Source organism: Tenacibaculum sp. ZH5_bin.1 (assembly GCF_042865525.1).
Lineage (GTDB): Bacteria > Bacteroidota > Bacteroidia > Flavobacteriales > Flavobacteriaceae > Polaribacter > Polaribacter mesophilus.
This window is the reverse complement of sequence record NZ_JBEGIO010000001.1, coordinates 648880-670043: the sequence shown is the minus strand read 5'-3', so window position 1 is coordinate 670043 and position 21164 is coordinate 648880. Positions and strand designations below refer to the sequence as shown.

Annotated in this window: 11 protein-coding genes; 5 read left to right on the top strand and 6 right to left on the bottom strand. The window is 31.8% G+C overall.

Translation table 11 applies throughout. The features are described 5' to 3' along the window. Positions 1–6: 6 nt before the first annotated feature. The 3 genes from sprA to ABHQ57_RS02995 all read right to left on the bottom strand — a co-directional run bounded on the left by sprA (position 7) and on the right by ABHQ57_RS02995 (position 10054). Positions 7–7107 carry a cell surface protein SprA gene (gene sprA, locus ABHQ57_RS03005; RefSeq protein WP_167712766.1) on the bottom strand — a complete coding sequence of 2367 codons (7101 nt, stop codon included), beginning with the start codon at positions 7105–7107 and terminating at the stop codon, positions 7–9. 6 nt (positions 7108–7113) lie between these two features. Beyond that, on the bottom strand, positions 7114–7695 hold the full coding sequence (gene ruvA / locus ABHQ57_RS03000; protein WP_047787902.1) for a Holliday junction branch migration protein RuvA: 582 nt from the start codon (positions 7693–7695) through the stop codon (positions 7114–7116). 64 nt (positions 7696–7759) lie between these two features. Continuing rightward, the gene (locus tag ABHQ57_RS02995; RefSeq protein ID WP_159509195.1) at positions 7760–10054 is read right to left on the bottom strand and encodes an NADP-dependent malic enzyme; all 2295 of its coding nucleotides are present in this window, start codon (positions 10052–10054) and stop codon (positions 7760–7762) included. 237 nt (positions 10055–10291) lie between these two features. Here ABHQ57_RS02995 and ABHQ57_RS02990 point away from each other — a divergent pair, with 237 nt between their 5' ends. Then, positions 10292–10909, top strand: coding sequence for a PAS domain-containing protein (locus ABHQ57_RS02990; protein ID WP_047787904.1), 618 nt, complete (start codon positions 10292–10294; stop codon positions 10907–10909). A 298-nt stretch (positions 10910–11207) separates the two neighbouring features. After that, positions 11208–11846, top strand: coding sequence for a PAS domain-containing protein (locus tag ABHQ57_RS02985; RefSeq protein ID WP_047788346.1), 639 nt, complete (start codon positions 11208–11210; stop codon positions 11844–11846). A 41-nt stretch (positions 11847–11887) separates the two neighbouring features. On the opposite strand, the gene queG is transcribed toward ABHQ57_RS02985, so the two are convergent. Further along, a complete protein-coding gene (queG, locus tag ABHQ57_RS02980) occupies positions 11888–12811 on the bottom strand; it encodes a tRNA epoxyqueuosine(34) reductase QueG (RefSeq protein WP_047787905.1) in 924 nt (307 codons plus the stop codon). Positions 12812–12930: 119 nt separating this feature from the next. Here queG and ABHQ57_RS02975 point away from each other — a divergent pair, with 119 nt between their 5' ends. The 3 genes from ABHQ57_RS02975 to moaD all read left to right on the top strand — a co-directional run bounded on the left by ABHQ57_RS02975 (position 12931) and on the right by moaD (position 18377). Beyond that, positions 12931–15528 carry an AsmA-like C-terminal region-containing protein gene (locus ABHQ57_RS02975; protein WP_389862253.1) on the top strand — a complete coding sequence of 866 codons (2598 nt, stop codon included), beginning with the start codon at positions 12931–12933 and terminating at the stop codon, positions 15526–15528. 131 nt (positions 15529–15659) lie between these two features. Then, positions 15660–18125, top strand: coding sequence for a DUF5686 and carboxypeptidase regulatory-like domain-containing protein (locus ABHQ57_RS02970; protein WP_073182260.1), 2466 nt, complete (start codon positions 15660–15662; stop codon positions 18123–18125). Positions 18126–18134: 9 nt separating this feature from the next. Further along, positions 18135–18377: a molybdopterin converting factor subunit 1 gene (moaD, locus tag ABHQ57_RS02965; RefSeq protein ID WP_124587700.1), complete on the top strand. Its 243-nt coding sequence runs from the start codon at positions 18135–18137 to the stop codon at positions 18375–18377. A 27-nt stretch (positions 18378–18404) separates the two neighbouring features. On the opposite strand, the gene ABHQ57_RS02960 is transcribed toward moaD, so the two are convergent. Beyond that, positions 18405–18686, bottom strand: coding sequence for a DUF3817 domain-containing protein (locus ABHQ57_RS02960; protein WP_253679386.1), 282 nt, complete (start codon positions 18684–18686; stop codon positions 18405–18407). 12 nt (positions 18687–18698) lie between these two features. Beyond that, positions 18699–21164: a TonB-dependent receptor domain-containing protein gene (locus ABHQ57_RS02955; protein ID WP_389862248.1), complete on the bottom strand. Its 2466-nt coding sequence runs from the start codon at positions 21162–21164 to the stop codon at positions 18699–18701.

Below are 21164 nucleotides of genomic sequence, written 5' to 3'. Positions count from 1 at the left end.
TTTGTTTTAATTTCCTAAGTTGTATACTAAATTAATTCCTGCATTAATAGATTGTCTTGGAAAAGTGGTAGAAACTGCATATTCAAATGTTTGGTGATTGTAATAAAAAGATGCTGTTAAATTGCTGCTTAAATTATAGTCGGCAATAAATTTTAATCCAAATAATTTCTCCCCTCCTGTAATCTGACTATTTTCTTCATCTACACTTCTTATCAATGTTAAGTTATCTCTTAACGATATATCAGCTCTTAAATTTATATCTCCTTTTAAAGTTTCTTTTTTTCCTGTAAATCTAGTGACAAATTTAACATCTCTTATCTTGTATCCAAACCCTAAAACATATTCTGTCCCTTTAACATCTGTTAAAGTATTATTATTAAAGTTTAATGTTAAAGATCTGTCTCTTCTTATCTCTCCTTTGAATGAAACTGAATTCTTCATTCTAAAATCTACTTTTATTAATGGTGAAAACTCATCAATTAAAGTTGCGGACGAAATTAAGAGTTCTGGTTGATAATTACCAGAAGTATTTGTATTTGTTTCTCTATTATTTGAATCATACTGTAAATTATTAGAATAGTTACCTATTGTATACGATGATTTGTAACCATGTGATAGAGTAAATGAAGTAAAGTTCTTCTTAAACCATTTATATTTCATAAAACCATTATAGCGTAATGTCCAGTTAGGAATCGGAATATTTTTAAAGATTCCTGTACTTACCGAATTCGGACTATTACCAGAATATGCAGCAATAAATGCTGGAAGCATTGCTTGCTGTCCGTTTGTTTGATACGCTGCTGTACCCGTATTAGGCAAGCCTGTTTCTGCCGATAGTCTATTTGAAATAGTGCTTCTATAATCTAAGAAGTTTTGATATAATGTTTCATTATCAGTAAAAATAGTTCCTAACATAAAATGGCTAATACTATAATTACCTGTTTCAAAAGGTTTTATATTCGGGTCTTGCTCAAAACCTCCACTACCATTTGAAACAACATCTAACTGCTGTGTTAAGTTACTTGTTTGAATTCTGTTCCCTCGTAAATCAATAGTTAAATCTCTAAAAGGTTTTACAGACACATTATAATCTAGTTTTTTATATCTTGTTTTAGAGTAATTCTTACTGTAATACTCATCTCCAGCGTTTCTAGTAATTAACCATCCATTTTCAATTGCTGTATTTAAAATATCTGTTTGACTACCAAATACAAATCCTAAAGTTGGAGCTAAGCCTCCATCAAAACCATTTCTTCCTAAAAATCCAACTGAAGGCTTATATCCTTGTAGTAAAGTTCCATTATTTTGAGAGTAACTAATTTTTGCTCTTTTTACCGATGTTAACACATCATATACTCCCTTTCCTAATTTTTGACCAAAAGTAGCTTTCTTTTTAAGCTTTGGCTTTTGGGCTACTTGATTTCCTCCTAATGTAGCTGTTCCTTTTTGAGTTGGTTGCTTTTTTGTTCCTTTTAACAATAGTTTATCTACACCAACAATTTTATAAAAACGACCGAAATCTATATTTGTATTTAAATTATGTGTATTGGCATTCTGAATCATGTTTCCAACTTGCTCAATATAACTTTGTGAACCTGCTTTCCAATCAAAATCAGCTGTATATCCGTAATCTGCATTGATAAAATTCAAGAATGGAAACTTATTTAATGGTAATTTATAAGTTGTATTTAACTTTTGATGGTAATTATCTGGTCTTCCTATACTGAAAAATTGATCGTAAACTTCTAATTGTTCATCTTCTCCGAAACTATCGTATATATAATTGTTTGTCGCATTAAAGTTTAATTGTAATGACTTAGTTAAGTCGAAACCGATTGTATAATCCCAATTAAATAAAAATCTTCTTTGTATGAGTTCTGGTTGAGCAGGTAAAGGATTCACTGGGTCAATAATCAAGTTTCTTGACTGTTGACTATTATAGTTTCTGTTAATTCTTGAGTTTAATGCTATTGTTTTAGGTACTGGATTAAAGTTTAAATCTTTTATAAATTGTAAGTACCTACTTTTAAATCCTTCTGATTTTTTAAATGGCTCTATACTAAAAGGAACAAAAGTGAAATTATAACTAGCACCAGCCATTACATTTTTGTTTACATAACTTTCAATATTGTAATCTTTATGAAACTCCTCGCTATGTGAATATGAGGCTGAAAAATTCTCTACATCATAAAATTTAGGTTTCTTCTTACTTTCTGGGTTTCTATTCTTTTTTACATTAATGAAACTAATACTTTTCCTTCTTGTATAATCTTGAGCATTTTTACTATTTGGGTTTTTATCAATTGCGTCTTCTAATTCTACATCTTGAAATTGTGGATCGTATTTTGGATCTCTAAATTCTTCTCCATAGCTATAATTCATTGGCACCTGCATGTTCCATTTTTTAGGCATCATTTTACCTAACTGAATATTTGTTGCTACACTATATTGTTTTATATCCTCAATACTTCTTTGTTGTACACGATCTTCTACATTACCAAAACCTATGGTTGACATTCTTCCTGCTAAAGACACATCCATTACATCAGCCATATTAGCATCTGCATTTACAACTGCTGCCCATCCTCCTTTGTTATCAAAGCCTACTGCACGTAATTCATTAAACCAAACTTCAACAGTTTTATTATCGCTAACTGTATTTTTAACCCCTAACATCACCGTTCTTACTTGAGCTAAGGTTGGGTTTCCTCTCACAGAAATTTTTAATCCATTAGAGCTTATCGACGAATACACATCAGTAAGATTGCTTCCTGTTGGTCTTTCAATTTTTAGGTTAGCTAACTCTTCTAATGGAATATCTAAATTATTTTCCTGAGGCCAAACATCTAAAGATGAAGCGTTTGATGTAGATATTTTTAATGGCTTTTCTACTTGGTAATAGTTATCGTTTAAATCGGTACCTAAACGTATAACTGCTACCATTTCATCATCATTTGCGCCTGTAACGCTATTTTGATTTTCAGCATGTAAAAACATACGCAGCTTTTTATACCTACGCATATCAATACTAATATTTTTATAAATAGTTCTAACCTCGTCAGCTTCTAAGTCAGTTACCTTTAACGTTACAGATTGCTCGTTTTGACGTTGAATTCTATTGGTTCCTTGCAAACGTTCTCTTTGAATTCCTGGTGGCAGTTTATAACGGTCTTGATTTTGTTCAATGCTAACTACTCCTACTTCAAACTTGTTTAATTTATTTGAATCTAAATCCTCAGGAGGAGTGTTTGTATCTGGTAATGTTTTTGTATAACGTCTCCAATCTCCTCTTACCAATTCTAATTCTCCAAAACGTAATACTACTGGCATTTTGAATTGCGTTAAAAACATTCGTATGAAACGAATGCTATTAAAATCAGTAATTCCATTAATTTTTTGAGCATCAGTAACATTTCTAACAGGTATTCTAAATTGATACCATTTAGTGGTTCTTGTTGCTCCGTTTAAAAGTGTTACATTTTGTGTTTTTACATCAATAATATTATTTTGACCTAATACTAAATCTGTTTTATTTAGAGAAACCTCATACTCAAAATAGCTATTCACAGGATTCATTGTTTGATCCTTATTGATGTCTTCTGTATCTGGGTAGGTGGTTGATGATGTTGGATATGATTCGTTTGACTGACTCGCTGTTGGTGAGTTACCTTCTGTACCGTTAAAGTTTTTGTATCTGGATAAAACTGATGGATTAGTGTTTTCTATTTCTCCTCCTCTAAAAAACTGGAAATTATCTCCCGCTGGGTCATCTAGTCCAGCAAATGCAGGGAATTTTATTCTTTCTTCTTCATCACTTAAACCGTCTAAACCAATATCTTGATTCGTTCTTGCATCATTACTAGAGTCAAAAGCATATAAAATAGAAGGATTTATAGGGGTATCTCCCCAAATAGAAGTTTGGATATTACCTCCGTCAGCTTTTTGTCCATCGGCAGGGAGCCCATTTTCATATTGCTTTCTTCCATCTTTTAATATATCTTCAGAAACATTACCTAAGTTTATAAATAATTTCCCTACTTGATTTGTTGGGTCATTTGGGTTAATTCCTGCAGGCAAACCTTCTTCAGTTGTAATTGAATAGTTTTCATACGGATCCATTAACCAAAATTGAATATACTCAACATTTGCTTGCTCAAAATTATTCGTGGTTAATGCTCTCATAATACCTCCCCAGCGCTCTTCAGCTGTTACACTGCTTGCATTTTCATTATAGTTATATGGTCCTCTTTCTGCAGGGTAATAAGCTAAATCTAAGGTTCTAACTAAGTTTTGTTGTGTAATGTCTAAATCTGTGTTAGGAAATAATTCATTATATCGAATTTGACGTACCTCATCTCTAGACAATTCATTCTCATCAATATTACTTGGTCTGTTTCCACTTCCGTAGAATAGTTGATCAATATTGTACCAAGCTAATTTCCCTCTTTTGTAATTGTATTCTAAACCAAAAGTTCCTCCATCAAAACCTTGAGATTCTGGCGTACTCGCTAAAAACCATTGCTGTGGTGAGTTTAAGTTAATTGGTATTTGTGAAGCTTCAAAATCATCTAAATATGAAGTTGCAGTACCATCTACATTAATTCCACTAGGAGATCCTGGTAACAAATATGCCATGTCAGCTCTAACCGAAACATTTGACGGAGCTTCAGTTTCAACGAAAGGCAATTTGTTTGCTAGTTTTGTTAAATAGGGTACTTCTGAAGAATAGTCTAAGTTCAAACCTAACATAATATTATCTATAGGCTCTCCTCCTAAATTTACCTTAGGTGTAATTGGCTTTTCACTAACATTTAAAAAAGTTCCCCCTAAAATAAAATCTTCAGAAAAACGATGTTCAACATCAATTCCTATAAATGTTTTTCGTTGCTGATTAAAAAATGTATTATTTTCTACAGATGCGTTAATTGGAATTCCTGAAGCTTCTAAACCTGGGTCTAAAATTTGCACACGACCTAATTGATAATCTACCACATAATCTATCCCTTCAACCAATTGTCTTCCTCCAGCTGTAACACGAACTGACCCTCTTGGAACATTGAAAGCCCCCAAAGAGATCCCTCTACTTGTTTCTGATTTAAAATATCCTTTTAAGAAGAATTTATCTAAGTTCTGATACTCATTTTTAGCTTGAATTTTAGTAGTTAAATATAATTCTTCGAAACCGTATTTTGTTTGATCTGTTGGATTGGTTAATTTCAGTAATAAATCTTCACCAAATGGTTCTGGTTCAGGAAACAAAATGTATCCTCTTTCAGAATTTACCGTAATTCCTTCTACATAATCAAAAAAACCATCTCCATTTGTAACTGCATATTCACTTTGGTCTAATTTATCTAAATTCAGTAACCTTAATAATGGTTCATTCTTTAACGCTGTATTTGCTGCATTTTGTAAAGTGTTTTGTAAGGTTCCTGTTTCATCATCACGATACAATAACTCAAAACGAAAACCTTCACGTTGTAATGGAAATGCTCCTAAAGCATATACGTTTTTCATCATTAAGCGCCACGTAGGAAAAGGCTCACCGGGACTATTTGCTGTAGCTGTTCCTGGTCGAACTGTATTTAAAATTTCACTACGTAATAATTTTACTGCTAGGTTTGCTGGTGCAACAACTCCATCGTTTGAAAACTCTCCTACTCTAAAAACTGTTTCACTATTAGAGGCTCCTACCACAGTATATTCAAAAGCTACTGCTAAAACTTCTCCGTCATTTAATCGTCTATTTAACGAGATAAACCCTAACTGTGGATGTAGTTTGAATTCATTAGGTTGTAACTTACGAGCATTTTGTAAGTATGTATAGTTAAAGCCTTGTCTCGCTGGAACACCAATACCATTAATTGCAGCATCAATAGTTGCAACATCTCTAATCCCACCTGAATTTGCTGTTAATAAAGAACTTAAATTATTCACTCCATTATAAGGTATAATTTCAGAATTAACTGATATAGCTCCAGGTGTTGTTGTTATTTCAGCTGGATTCACTTCATTTGCATCATCAGATTCTCCTAAATCGGCAAAAGCTACAATACTACGATAATCGGTTACGTTTTGATTTCTATTAGTTACCCAAACCTCAACTCTAGTAATATTTATAGGACTGTTAATTAAAGGATAATTCTCTAAAGCTTCTTTGTAATTTTCTCTAAAATATTGTGATAAAAAGAAATGTCGATCATTATCATAGTCAGATGCTCGTAATTCAAATGGTTCTATGGTTGCTCCACCTTCAGCAACTACTGTTTTAGATTGTGAATTTTGCTGTGAGAATGCAGCTGTAACATATGTTTTACCAAACTGTAATTCTGTTTTTACCCCAAATAACGATTGTGCTCCATTAATAAGTGAGTTTTTAATCGGCATACTAATATTACCCGCCTCGATATTCCTAATAATATCATCTTCGGTTGGAGTATATTCTAATTTAATAATATTTTGAAAATCAAAAGTAGATTGGGTATCATAATTTGCCGTTACCGTTAATCGTTTACCTACTTTTGCTTGTAAACTCGCACTAATTTGTTGATCAAAATCAAATGTAAAGCTGCTTTGATTTTCAACAGAGATTTGAGGGTTTTCATTGTTTTGATATACACCTCCAAGTTTAATATTTATTTGTCCTGTTGGGTTTACCTCAACAGTGTTACCTCCAAAAACAGATTCGAAAAACTTAGAATTTACATAGTATTTAGGTAATAAGTTTTTACGAGCAGCCTCACTGCCCTTCTTTTTAGGATTAGTAGCGTCTACTTTTTCTTTAAAATAATCTTTTAAATCATTTTTTAAGCGGTATTCATTATACTCTTTAGGTGTCATAAAAATAGGGGTACCTACATAGTAATCTCCTATTTTTTCAACAATCATAAACTTATTCAACACCTTATCATAAGTTACTACTTTTTGAGAAGGGTTGTTTAAATAAAGTGTTCCGTTTTGGTTATATTTAAAATTATACTTAAGGGGAATAACAGTATCCTGTTTAGCATTACTTGTCTTATTTTTTTGAGTATTTTGTGAAAACGAAACAACACTTACTAAAATAGCAAGTGCTGTAAGTAGTCTATTAATAACTGCTTTTTCCAACCTTTTTTATAAGTTTTTTAACGCCTGTTTTATAAGTTTTTCAACACTAGCATCAGGTGTTTCTTTTAATATATTCCCTATTACCTTGTCAGCTTGTTTTCGTGCAAACCCAAGAACTTCTAAAGCAGATAACGCTTCTTCTTTATTTGTATTGTTCTGTACCACAGAAACTTCATCTATATCAAAAGTTTTTAAGACTTTGTCTTTTAAATCAACAATAACTCGTTGTGCAGTTTTAGCTCCAATACCTTTAACCGTTTGAATTAATTTTACATCTCCAGAAGCTATTGCCTGTGAAACCTCTTGTGAAGTCATAGAAGACAACATGGTTCGTGCAGTACTTGGTCCTACTCCTGAAACCGAAGTTAGTAACCTAAAAACTTCTCGCTCTGTTTTTGTTGAAAATCCATACAACGTATGAGCATCTTCTCTAATGGATAAGTGTGTATATAACAACACATATTCATCGTTTGGTAATAATGAATATGTGTTTAAAGAAATATGCATTAAATATCCTACTCCATTGCAATCTACAACAGCGTATGTAGGATTTTTTTCCACAAGTTTTCCCCTTATTTGTGTTATCATCTAGCTATTTTTTTCTATTGGTCTAAAATAGAAAAAATTATCTTTTAAAAAAATTTCTCTTATCTTATTGAGAAACTTTGTTTTTTGCTTTCATTTCCTTGTTTTGAGCATCTACAACTGCTACTGCAGCCATATTTACCATTTCATCTACACTTGCCCCCAATTGCAAAATGTGTACTGGCTTACTCATTCCAAGTAAAATTGGCCCTATAGTTTCTACTTCATCAACAGCTTTCATTAACTTATAGGTAATATTAGCCGATTCTAAATTTGGAAAAATTAATACGTTTGCTCTTTTTCCATTTAGTTTAGAGAAAGGAAACTCTTTTGCTAATAATTCAGGATTTAAAGCAAAATCTGCTTGCAACTCACCATCAACTACAACATTTGGATAATGACGGTGAATGTAAGAAACTGCTTCTCTAATCTTAGTTGAACTTTCAGATTTTGATGATCCAAAATTTGAAAATCCTAACATTGCAACGTTTGGTTTCATCCCAAACATTTTAGCCAACACAGATGTTAACTGTGTAATTTTAGCTAAATCTTTTGCTGTTGGATTGATATTAATTGTGGTATCTGCTAAGAACATAGGCCCTTGCTTCGTTAACATCATATTTGTTGCTGCAACTCTTGTTACTCCATGATCCTTTTCAATCAATTCTAACATTGGCTTCACCACAGACGGGTAAGGTCTTGAATATCCTGTAATCAATGCATCTGCCTCCCCAGAATTCACCATCATTGCTGCAAAATAGTTGCGTTCACGCATCCATTTTTGTGCCTCTAAAAACGTAACTCCTTTACGTTGTCTTGATTTCCAAAATATTTCAGCATATCGGTTTCTTCTTTCTTCTTCCTCATCTGTTTTAGGATCAATAATTGGCACATCAGCATCAAATCCTAACTCAGTTTTCAGTTCTAAAATAATTTCTCTTCTTCCTAATAAAATCGGTTTTCCAATTTTTTCTTCATAAACTCTCTGTGCTGCTTTTAAAACATCTAAATGATCTGCTTCAGCAAACACTAATCTCTTAGGATTCTTTTTAGCTCTGTTGTGTAATAAGCGTACTTCTTTACTTCCTGTTCCTGAACGATCCATCAGCTCCTCTCTATACCTATCCCAATCATCGATAGGTTCTTGAGCAACTCCTGAGTCCATCGCTGCTTTTGCTATTGCTGGTGGAATTTCATAAATTAACCTTGGGTCAAATGGTTTGGGTATAATATATTCTTTTCCAAAAGAAAGGCTTACTTCATCATATACAATATTTACCTGTTCTGGCACTGATTGTTTTGCTAAATCTGCTAATGCATGTACAGCAGCCATCTTCATTTCTTCGTTAATTTTTTTTGCGCGTACATCTAATGCTCCACGGAAAATAAAAGGAAAACCTAATACATTGTTCACCTGATTAGGGTGATCTGACCTTCCTGTTGCCATGATAATATCGTCTCTTGTCGCTATAGCTAAATCGTACTCAATTTCTGGTTCTGGATTTGCCATTGCAAAAACAATTGGGTTTTTCGCCATTGACAAAAGCATTTCAGGAGATACCACATTTCCTTTTGACAAACCAATAAACACGTCGGCATTTAACATTGCTTCCTCTAAAGTATTTACATCTTGATTTGTAGCAAATTCCGCTTTTTGTGATGTTAGATTATCTCTATCTTTTCTGATAACCCCTTTACTATCACACATAATTACGTTTTCACGACTCGCACCTAAAGCTAGATACAAACGCGTACATGATATTGCTGCGGCTCCTGCTCCGTTCACAACAATTTTTACATCCTTAATATTCTTTTCATTAATCTCTAATGCATTTTTTAAGGCTGCGGCTGAAATAATTGCTGTACCGTGCTGATCATCGTGCATTACAGGAATATCCAACTCCTCTTTTAATCTTCTTTCAATTTCAAAAGCTTCAGGAGCTTTAATATCTTCTAAATTAATTCCTCCAAAAGTAGGAGCTATAGCTTTTACTGTTTCAACAAATTTATCAACATCAGTAGCATCTACTTCAATATCAAAAACATCAATATCAGCAAAAATTTTAAAAAGTAATCCTTTTCCTTCCATTACTGGCTTGGATGCTTCAGGACCAATATTACCTAACCCTAAAACTGCTGTTCCGTTTGAAATAACAGCCACTAAATTGCTCTTTGAAGTATATTTATAAACGTTGTTTTTATCTTTCGCTATTTCTAAACAAGGTTCAGCAACACCTGGTGAATACGCTAATGATAAATCGTGTTGTGTTGCGTATTTTTTGGTAGGTACTACTGCTATTTTTCCTGGCTTCGGTTTGGCATGATAAAGTAAAGCTTCATGCCTTTTTCTAGAATCTCTCATAGGTTCGTTCTTGTTTGTTTGAACTTACAAATATACATTTTGTTTGTTAAGTAAAAGTAACTTGCTTACCTATAAAAGTTATATTATCTCATTAAACTCCTTTGGCTATTAACCCTAACTTTTGAGAATTATAAACATCATGAATAAAATTATTAAAAAATAATTAACAACCTGATAAAAGTCATATTTAGTCTTTCTTTTTCTTCTCAAATTTGCCCTAACCTTAAACCAATAGAAATGGAAACTACACAAAGACACATTATTAACGAAGAAGTACAATGGGATAAAACAAAAACCATTGTAAGCAAAACTGATGTTTACGGAACTATTTTATATGCTAACGATGTTTTTTCTAACACCTGTGAATACAGTACCATTGAGTTAGTTGGCGAACCTCATAATATTATCCGTCACCCAGATATGCCCAAGGTAGCTTTTAAAGTTTTATGGGACGCTCTTAAGAAAGGTGAAAACTTTCATGCAATTGTTAAAAACCTAACAAGAACCGGCAGATATTACTGGGTTATTACCGACTTTACCATTGATAAAGATGAAGAGGGTAAAATTGTAGGGTATACCGCTAGAAGGAAAGCCGTTCCTGATGGAGTTGTAAAAAAAATTGAACCTATATATAAAACACTTTTAGACATTGAAAAACTTAAAGGTGAAAAAGCTAGTGAAATGTATTTTGATGCCTACTTAAAAGAAGAAGTTGGTAAAACATATAATGAATTCGTAGTTGATTTGTTTAATGAAGAGCTTTCTAAAGAAGAAGCTGAAAAAATTAAGAATGAAACAAACCCTTTAAAGAAAGGATTAAATTGGTTTTTCTTTGGAGAAACAAACCCAACATAAATTTACTACCCCTAAATAATCCCTCTTAAAATGTTTTTTAAAAGGATTGAAACAATTGTTTCAATCCTTTTTTTTCACATTTACTCCTTATTGTTAGTTAATAATACAATTCTATTATCAAAAAATAAAAAACTAACATAATTCTATTATCATATAACTAATATTTTAGACCAAATAAAAATTACATTCTCTTACCGTAACTAAAAATCCTTTCAAAGCAAACTCCTACTTCAAAAACCTTATATTTGTTGATTATTTTTTGAGTAAACCACCCCGAATAACTATTAAAACAAAAAAAATGCACACAAACAATTCTCTTAGACCTTCTAAAGTTATAGATGAGGAAATAAAATGGGACAAATCAAAAACAATTATTAGTAAAACAGATCCTGCAGGGACTATTTTATATATGAACGATACCTTTGAAGAGGCTTCGGAGTATAATAAAGTAGAACTTATAGGAGAACCTCATAACGTTATTAGGCATCCTGACATGCCTAAGGTAGTCTTTAAAATATTATGGGATAACCTAAAGCAAGGAAATAATTTCCATGCTATTGTTAAAAACTTAACAAGAACAGGTAGGTACTACTGGGTTATTACTGATTTTGATGTAGAAAAAGATGATAACGGAAAAATCACTGGATATACTGGAAGGAGAAAATCTTTACCTGAAAACGTTATAAAAAAAATTGAACCTTTATACAAAACGCTATTAGAAATTGAAAAAGTTAAAGGTGAAAAAGCAAGTGAATTATATTTTAATTCTTTCTTACAAGAAGAGGTTAACGCATCTTATGAAGATTTTGTTGTAAAATTATTTGAAGGAGAAACTGTCAACGCAAAAGAAACAGAAAAACAAACTCCTGTAAAAGAAAGTGGAATGCTAAAAAAAGGACTTAATTGGTTTTTCTTTGGAGAGACGAATCCTAAATAATCTTTAAAACATAAATAAAACCGCTTAGAAAAGCGGTTTTATTATTTTATAAAGTCAATATTTCTTAATAACCCTGAAAACTTAGTACGCTTTACTGCCGATTTTTTAAACACTTTACTAAAGGTTTCTTGTGTTAACTCTTGCCAATCACGTTTTGTCATTTGCAGTAAGTTTTCTTGAGGCGTAAATAGACTTTCTTTGTGCGGTTGTGAAAAACGATTCCATGGGCATACATCTTGGCACACATCGCAACCAAACATCCAATCTTGCATTTCTCCTTTAAATCCTGACGGAATTGCATCCTTTAGCTCAATTGTTAAATACGAAATACATTTACTTCCATCAACTGTATTATTAGGCAAAATAGCTTGAGTTGGGCATGCATCAACACAACGAGTACAACTACCACAATGATCTGTTTTAAAAGGGTCGTCGTATTCGAGTTCTAAATCAATAATTAATTCCGCTAAAAAGAAAAACGACCCTTGTTGTTTTTGAATTAACAACGAGTGTTTCCCGTTCCAACCCAACCCTGATTTTTTTGCCCAAGCTCGTTCTAATACAGGAGCAGAATCAACAAAGCAACGACCAGAAACTTCTCCTATTTCATCATTAATCAACTGTAATAATTCCCGTAATTTATCTTTGATAATGTGATGATAGTCTTGCCCGTAGGCATATTTAGAAATCTTATAACTTCCTTCTTGCTGAACTTCCGAAGGAAAATAGTTGTACGACAAGGAAATTACCGATTTTGCACCATCTACCAGCAGTCGTGGATCTAAACGTTTATCAAAGTGATTTTCCATATAATGCATTTCACCGTGATATCCATTTTGCAACCATTGCTCTAAACGAGGTGCTTCTTCTTCTAAAAAATCAGCTTTTGCAATACCACAACCTAAAAAACCCAAGCGTTTTGCTTGTGCTTTTATAAAATTTGAGTATTGCTGTTTCTTATTCAAAATACATGGTTTTATCGCCGCAAAATTACCAAAAGAAAAATTATAATTTTATTCACTTTCTATTTACAAATAAATGTTGAAATTTGTTCGTTAGTATTACATGACAAACTTTATTCATTATGAAAAAGATATATAAAATAGTATTAGGTATTATAGTTTTTTTCTTCATCCTTTTGGTTAGTATTCCCCTACTATTTCAAGATAAAGTGATGAACTTGGTAAAAACTACCATTAACAACAACGTAAACGCCAAAGTTGATTTTAGCGATTCTAGCTTAAGCCTACTTAGAAATTTCCCAAATGCATCAGTTCAATTATCTAACCTAACAGTTATTAACAACGCTCCTTTTGAAGGTGATACTTTAGTATATGCTAAAGAAGTAAACTTAGCATTAAAACTTACGGAACTTTTTAAAGCCTCATCTGAACAACTAAACATCAAATCATTTACTATTGATGATGCTTTGGTAAATGTATTAGTTGATAAAAAAGGAAATGCCAACTACGATATTGCAAAACCTTCTGAGACAGAAGAGGCAAAAAATGAAGAACCATCTACTTTTGGACTATCTATTAATTCATATGCTATTAACAATGCTACGGTAAAATACAATGATGAGCAAGGTAAACTAAACCTTGAACTAGCTGAGTTAAACCATAGTGGAAGTGGTGACTTTTCTCAATCTAATACAGAACTAGATACTCAAACATCTACTTTAGTTTCTTTTGGAATGGATGGTAATTCCTATGCAAAGAATCAAAAAATAGAATTAGATGCTATTTTAGGAATGGATTTAACTAATATGAAGTTTTCTTTCTTAAAAAATGAAGCTAAACTAAATAGTCTTCCATTGGTTTTTGACGGTTTTGTTCAAGTTAACGAGAAAAACCAAGAGGTTGATATCAACTTCAAAACTCCGTCTTCTGACTTTAAAAACTTTTTAGGTTTAATTCCTGAAGCCTATACTAAAAGCATTGCTGACGTGAGCACTACTGGTAACTTTAGTGTTAACGGAAAGGTAAACGGAATTATTGATGACAACCATATTCCAAAGTTAGACATTTCTATGAAGTCAAATAATGCTTCATTTAAATATCCTGATTTACCTAAAAGTGTTCAAAACATTAATATTGATGCACAAATAAAAAACACTACTGGTAAAACCGAAAATACGTTTGTTACTATTAATGGTCTTTCTTTTAAGATTGATCAGGATACTTTTTCTGGAAAAGGAAATATCTATAATCTAACTACCAATCCAAAGGTAAATGCTAGTTTAAAAGGTGTTTTAAACCTTGCTAATATTAATAAAGCATATCCTATTGATTTAGAAAATGATTTGAGCGGAATTTTAAAGGCTGATTTGCATACGGAGTTCGACATGAAAGCGATTGAAAACAATACTTTAAGTCGTATTAAAAATAATGGAAAAATGGAGGTGAGCGACTTTATTTTTTCTTCAAAAGATGTTGTAAATCCACTTCATATTAAAAATACAGTGGTTAATTTTACACCTGGCACCATTACCTTAAGTAAGTTTGATGCTACCTCAGGAAAAAGTGATTTAAATGCTACAGGAACAATTAAAAACCTGTTAGGCTTTTTACTTTCTGACAAAAAACTACAAGGAAACTTCAAGCTAAACTCAAACAATTTTTATGTTAGCGATTTTATGCAAGAAAGCCCTGAAGCTATTGAAAAAAAAGAGGAAACATCTAAAAAAGACACACCTAAAGAGTCTTTAAAAATTCCTGCATTTTTAGACTGTGCCGTTTCTGCAAACGCTAAAACTGTATATTACGATAATTTGACTTTGAAAAATGTAAGAGGAACATTGCTTTTAAAAGACGAAAAAGCCATTTTACAAAACATGAATGCCGGTATTTTTAATGGTCAAATTGCTTTAAACGGAGAAGTTAATACACAGCAAAAGAAACCTACATTCGATATGAAGTTAGGCATCAAATCTTTTGACATTGCTCAATCATTTACTAGCTTAGACTTATTACAATCATTAAGCCCTATTGCCGGAGCTATGAATGGTAAATTAAATTCTGACATTGATTTAATGGGAAGTTTGAATGACGATTTTACTCCAAACCTTACCTCAATTTCTGGTAATGCTTTAGCTGAACTATTGACAACTAGCATTAACCCTGAAAAAACAAAAGCACTTAGTTTATTAAACAATAAATTGTCTTTTATTGATTTAAAAAAACTAGATTTATCTGATATTAAGACATATTTATCTTTTAAAGAAGGTAATGTAATTGTAAAACCATTTGATTTAAAGTATAAAGATATTGGTATTACTGTAGGAGGTAACCATGGATTTGATAAAACAATGAACTACAACGTTACACTTAATGTTCCTGCTAAATATTTAGGTAATGAAGCACAAGGATTACTTGCAAAATTAAGCGCGAAAGAGCAACAAAACATAACAGTTCCTATTACTGCTAATATTACAGGTAACATGACAAGTCCTTCTGTAAAAACAGATTTATCTTCATCGGTTACTAAGTTAAGCCAGAAATTAGTTCAACAACAAAAAGACAAGTTAGTAAACAACGCTATAGGTGGTTTATTCGGAAACAAAAAGAAGGATAGCACTAGTACAACCAACAAAAAAGAAGAAACCGTTAAAAAAGTAACAGATGTTTTAGGTGGTTTGTTCGGAAAGAAGAAGAAAAAACAAAAAGATACTGTTAAGTAATCTTTTGTAACATTATTTCTTTTTCATAGTCTTACATTATATATTAAGAGAACTTTGTAAGTTATTTAACACTTCTTAAATACAATTTACAAAGTTCTTCTTTTATGTTTGTCACCAACAACTAACTGACTATGAAAACCATAACTACATTTTTATTTTTAGCATTCTCTTCAATTGTTTTTTCTCAAATTACAGGAAAGGTTACCGATATTAAAAACCAACCTATCTCTTTTGTAAGTGTATATTTAGAAAATACTATTACAGGTGCTACAACCAACACAAACGGCAACTATGAATTAGCTTTTAACTCAACAGGACAGCACACTCTAGTATTTCAAATGTTAGGTTATAAAACTGTTAAAAAAACAGTTGAAATTAACTCTTTTCCTTTTATCTTAAATATTGTTTTAACTGAAGAAGAAGTTTCCTTAGATGAAGTCTTAGTATCTTCTAAAGAAAACCCTGCTAACAAAATTATTAGAAATGCTATTGCTAGTAAAGCAAAAAATACTGATAAATTTGCTGAGTATACTGCCGATTTTTATTCTCGTGGTTTATTTAAAGTAAAAGATTTACCGAAGAAGTTTTTAGGACAAGATATTGGTGACATGGGTGGTGGATTGGATTCTACTAGAACAGGCATCGTTTACCTGTCTGAAACCGTATCTAAAATCTCATTTCAAAAAAGACCTAAAAACTTTAAAGAGCATATTATAGCTTCAAAAGTTAGTGGACAAGACAACGGAATTAGTTTTAATCAAGCAGAAGAAGTAAATTTTAACTTCTATGAAAATTCTTTTGATTTAGCTGATGTTAAAGTTATTTCTCCTATTGCTAATGGTGCTTTTGGATACTACAACTATAAACTCACTGGTGTTTTTTATGATAAAAACGGAAAACTCATTAACAAAATTCAACTTTTACCAAAACGTAAAAACGATCGTGTTTTTAGTGGCTTCATCTATATAGTTGAAGATGATTGGGCTATTTATGGTGCCGATGTTATTGTCACTGGTGCACAAATAAGCCTACCAATTGTAGATTCACTACACATTAAACAAAACTATAATTTCTCTACTAAAAACAAAGCTTGGGTACCTGTTACTCAAACTATAGATTTTAAAGCTGGTTTATTTGGATTTCATTTTAATGGACGTTTTTCTGCTGCTTATTCTAACTATAATTTCAACCCTAACTTTACCGAAGATACTTTTGGTAACGAAGTACTTTCGTTTGCTGAAAATGCTACAGAAAAAGATTCGGTATATTGGAATGAAATTCGTCCCGTGACTTTAACTTCTGAAGAAATATCAGATTACAAATTAAAAGACAGCATAAAAACTATTCGAAAATCGAAGAAATATTTAGACTCTATAGACACTAAAAATAATAAGTTTAAACCGTTAGATATTCTTTCTGGGTACACTTACCGAGATTCTTACAACAAGTGGTCGTTAAGCACTTCTTCCCCCATTGAAAGCCTTAACTTTAATACGGTGCAAGGGTGGAATTCTTCTTTAGGTGTTAACTATCGAAAATCACTTAACAAAAAAGGAAAACGTTTTAGTATTGGGGCTAATGTTAATTATGGTTTTTCAGAGAAAAAAGTGCGTCCTACAGCCAACTTCAACTATCGTTGGAACAATACTACGCGACCAGTTTTAACAATTTCTGGAGGAGTTGCCACACCACAATTCAACTCTAAACAACCCATTTCTAAATTTTGGAACACAATAAGTTCTATTGGTTTTGAACGAAACTATTTAAAAATTTATGAAAAGACATTTGCTAAAGCAATCTTTTCACAGGAAGTAACTAACGGAATACGCATGTTCTCTTCTTTAGAATTTGCAGACAGAAAGCCACTATTTAATACAACCGATTATGTAATGTTTCCGCAAGACGATGTAGACTACACTTCTAATAATCCGCAAGATCCTACAGATTTCTCTACAGGTTTTACGCCGCATCAAATGTGGACTTTTTCTTTAGGAGCAAACATTAGTTTTGGTCAAAAGTACTTATCATATCCTGATGGAAAATATAATATACCAAGTCGTAAGTATCCATCGCTATATATTGGTTATCAAAAAAACTTTGGATCAGGAAACTCTGAATGGAACTCTGATGTGGTTTTTTCTCAATTGTATCAACAAATAAATTTAGGTAATTGGGGTGAATTTGCTTACAAAGCAAAGGGAGGTGTGTTTTTAGAGAAAAAAGACATTCCGTTTATAGATTATGCTCATTTTAATGGAAATCGCTTGTTAATAGCTCCAAAAGACAACTATTTGAACAACTTTTATATGCTTCCTTATTATAAACTAAGTTCTAATGATAAATATGCTGAACTTCATGGAGAATATAACTTTAAAGGAGCATTATTAAGCAAAGTTCCTTTGTTAAATAAACTTAACTTTCATTTAGTTACTGGTGCAAAAGGATTATTTACAGCGGGTAACAAACCTTATTCTGAGTTTGCTATTGGTTTAGATAATGTTGGTATTGGAAAATGGCGCTTTTTACGTGTAGATTTTGCTCGCTCTTACTTTAATGGAAAATCTGAAAATAGAGTAGTTTTCGGTATAAAATTGTAGATTTGTTATATGAAAATAACTCTACTATTTTTCGGTATATCAACAGATTTAGTTGATAATTCTTCATTAGAAATTGAACTACCTAACAAAAGTACGGTTGCTAGTTTTAAAAAATTTCTTGTGGCAGAATTCCCTGAACTACAAAAAATGAGTTCGTATGCGGTAGCTATTAACGAAAGTTACGCTACTGACAACATACTAATAAAAGAGAATGATGTAATCGCAATTATTCCTCCAGTAAGTGGAGGATAATTATTTTCTTCCTAATAAAAGAAACTATTAAGCCTTAGCCTTTTTTAAGTATTTTCCAACGAAAAATGTTCCGAAAGGTAGAATAGACAATAAACAAACGATTCCGAAAGTTTTACCATTCCAATTTAGCTCGTACTTTAACATAATAGCTAATACAATATAGCCAACAAATAGTAATCCATGAGGCATACCAAGCATTTTAACATACTCTGGATTTCCTTGTAAATATTTAATTGGCACAGCAATAAAAAGTAATAAAATATAAGATATCCCTTCTAATAAACTTACTAATCTGAAAAAATTAATCATTTGGATTTTCACTTAAAAATTGGTTAGCAAAGATACTGAAATATTACGTCCTGCAGCTGAAACCCCTGAAGCAAATTCTTTATAATGTTCATCAAACAAATTAGACAATTGCGCTTGCAAAGCAATGTTTTTTGTGAACTGATATTTCCCATACAACCCAACAGTCATCCAACTAGGGCTTCCGTAGTATTTATCAATATCCTCAGTCGCATCTGCATTTACAATTGGTGTTTGTTCATGGTTATCAATACCCTCAGTTATATTATAATCTGAAATATCTTTTTTTGCATTAAAAACTAAGTTGGCTCCACCTTCTAACTTCTTGCTTACATAACTTACATCAAAACGACCAAATAATGGAGGAATAGACGACATTGGCTCGTTGGTATCATAAGTTTTTCCATACGTATAAGTAACAAATCCTGAAGTATTCCAATTTCTATGTAACTTTCCTTGATAACTAACTGTAGCACCCGTAACATAAGCTGTTCCTTTATTAACATTAGCTACAATAGCTCCGTCTTCTCCGTCATACTCAATAGTTGAACTTCCATTTAGTTCAAAATTTTCTCTATAAATGTAATTATTCAACAAAGTGTAATACACATTTGCCCCAACCCTAAATTTTCTATTGTTAAAATATTTTTGAGCTCCAATTTCAGCATTGTATGCATGTTCTGGTTTTAAACTTGTATTCGGTATAGTTACCTTACCGTTCTTCTCTCTTATTTTTCCTACATCATCAATATTTGGTGATCTAAATCCAGAGGATAACACCGTGTTTAATTGCCAAGTTTTATTTGGCTTATATACATACCCTATCGTTGCTGTTAGCGATTGATTATCTAGCCTTATATCATTTTGAGGAATATCTATAAACGTTTCATCTAACCATTTTGCTTTCAATATTGTATTAGTGCCTCTAATTCCTGTATTTAATGTTGATTTATCATTGATATCTTGACGATAATCTACATAAAAAGCTGAACTTAAGTAACTGCTTCCTCCATCAGGATATCGAGATTGTACAGTAAAGTCATTATCAAAACCAACAATTTTATTACCATTAACACGTAATGTTTTTCCGTAAGAGTTTGATGCTACATCATTGTAAGTAACTTCTACTCCATACCCTAAATTCCTTCTTTTAGCTAAGGGTATTGTAAAGTCTCCATTTAAACTAAAAACATCAACTTTTTCTTCTCTGTAAGACCTATCTAAGCTTCCAAACTTTCTTTGTATGCGACTTTCTTTTATATTTTGGTATGCTAAAGTAATAGTTCCATTATCCATCCATTTTTTCTTAGGATTTATAATTAACTGTGGAGATACTAACAAACGTTCTTGTGGACCATAATACCATTCAGCAAACTTTAAATTTCCATTTTTTAACTCTGTTAACTTATCAATACGAGGAATGTTTGAAGAGGTTGAATACTGTAAGTTTAGTTTAAAGTCTGTGTTTTTTGAAAAAGGAACATAAAACTTTTGTAATACATCTGTTTGACTATAGCCTGTATTTCTTTGTAAGTTTTGATTAGAATTAACAACCGGTGTCTCGTTATAAAAAGTATTAGTATTGTTAGAGTAAAAAGGCAATTTACCCCAATTTTCAAAACCATGAGAACGGTTTTCTCCCATCTTTAAATCTCCAAAATTACTATGAGCTACACTTGTAAAAGACGCCCATTTTTTAAATCTTAATTCAGCAGAAGCTACATTAGTTATTTCATTGTTTGCTGAACTATATCTTAAAAATGTATTTCCTTTAATTTCACTTCCTTTTTCTGATAACTTCGGGGTTTTAGTATAGTAGTGAATTACACCACCTAATGCATCTGAACCATAAATTACTGATGACGGACCAAAAACAACCTCTGTTCTATCTAATAAGTTTGGAGCTACTGTAATTGAGTTTTGTAAGTGTCCTTTTCTATAAATTGCATTATTCATACGAACACCGTCAACCACCAAAAGAACTCGATTACTTTCCATTCCACGTAAAACAGGACTCCCTCCTCCAAATTGTGATTTTTGAACTTTAATTCCAGGTACACTCGCTAATAAATCTGCTGAAGTCTGTGGAGATAGTTTTTCTATTTCTTTTGAAGACACCACTGCTATTTGCTCTGCTATACGGTTGGTTTTTTCTCTGTTCTTAAAAACAGAAACAACTACCTCATCTAACTGTTCTGAGTTTTTTGATAAATATACGTGGTAATTATTCTTTTTTATTACAGATATTTTTTCTTGGTATCCAGCATAAGATACATGAGCAAACGTAAGCAATTCATTTTTTTTAAAATTAGAAACATCAATTTTACCTAATTCATTACTTATTGCAGATGTTGTTTTGTTTTTATTAAAAACTGCCACAGCTTCTACAGGTTTTCCTGTTTCAGAATCAATTACAGTAATAGTTTGAGAAAAGATTGTAACAGTTAAAAGTAAAAAAAATACAGTAATTATGTTTTTCAT

What these genes read in the sequence shown, in the direction of transcription:
- ABHQ57_RS02985 (WP_047788346.1), top strand. Translation starts at nt 11,208, where the DNA reads ATGCACACAAACAATTCTCTTAGACCTTCTAAAGTTATAGATGAGGAA.
- ABHQ57_RS02970 (WP_073182260.1), top strand. Translation starts at nt 15,660, where the DNA reads ATGAAAACCATAACTACATTTTTATTTTTAGCATTCTCTTCAATTGTT.
- ABHQ57_RS02955 (WP_389862248.1), bottom strand. Translation starts at nt 21,164, where the DNA reads ATGAAAAACATAATTACTGTATTTTTTTTACTTTTAACTGTTACAATC.
- ABHQ57_RS02990 (WP_047787904.1), top strand. Translation starts at nt 10,292, where the DNA reads ATGGAAACTACACAAAGACACATTATTAACGAAGAAGTACAATGGGAT.
- ABHQ57_RS02960 (WP_253679386.1), bottom strand. Translation starts at nt 18,686, where the DNA reads ATGATTAATTTTTTCAGATTAGTAAGTTTATTAGAAGGGATATCTTAT.
- ruvA (WP_047787902.1), bottom strand. Translation starts at nt 7,695, where the DNA reads ATGATAACACAAATAAGGGGAAAACTTGTGGAAAAAAATCCTACATAC.
- ABHQ57_RS02995 (WP_159509195.1), bottom strand. Translation starts at nt 10,054, where the DNA reads ATGAGAGATTCTAGAAAAAGGCATGAAGCTTTACTTTATCATGCCAAA.
- moaD (WP_124587700.1), top strand. Translation starts at nt 18,135, where the DNA reads ATGAAAATAACTCTACTATTTTTCGGTATATCAACAGATTTAGTTGAT.
- ABHQ57_RS02975 (WP_389862253.1), top strand. Translation starts at nt 12,931, where the DNA reads ATGAAAAAGATATATAAAATAGTATTAGGTATTATAGTTTTTTTCTTC.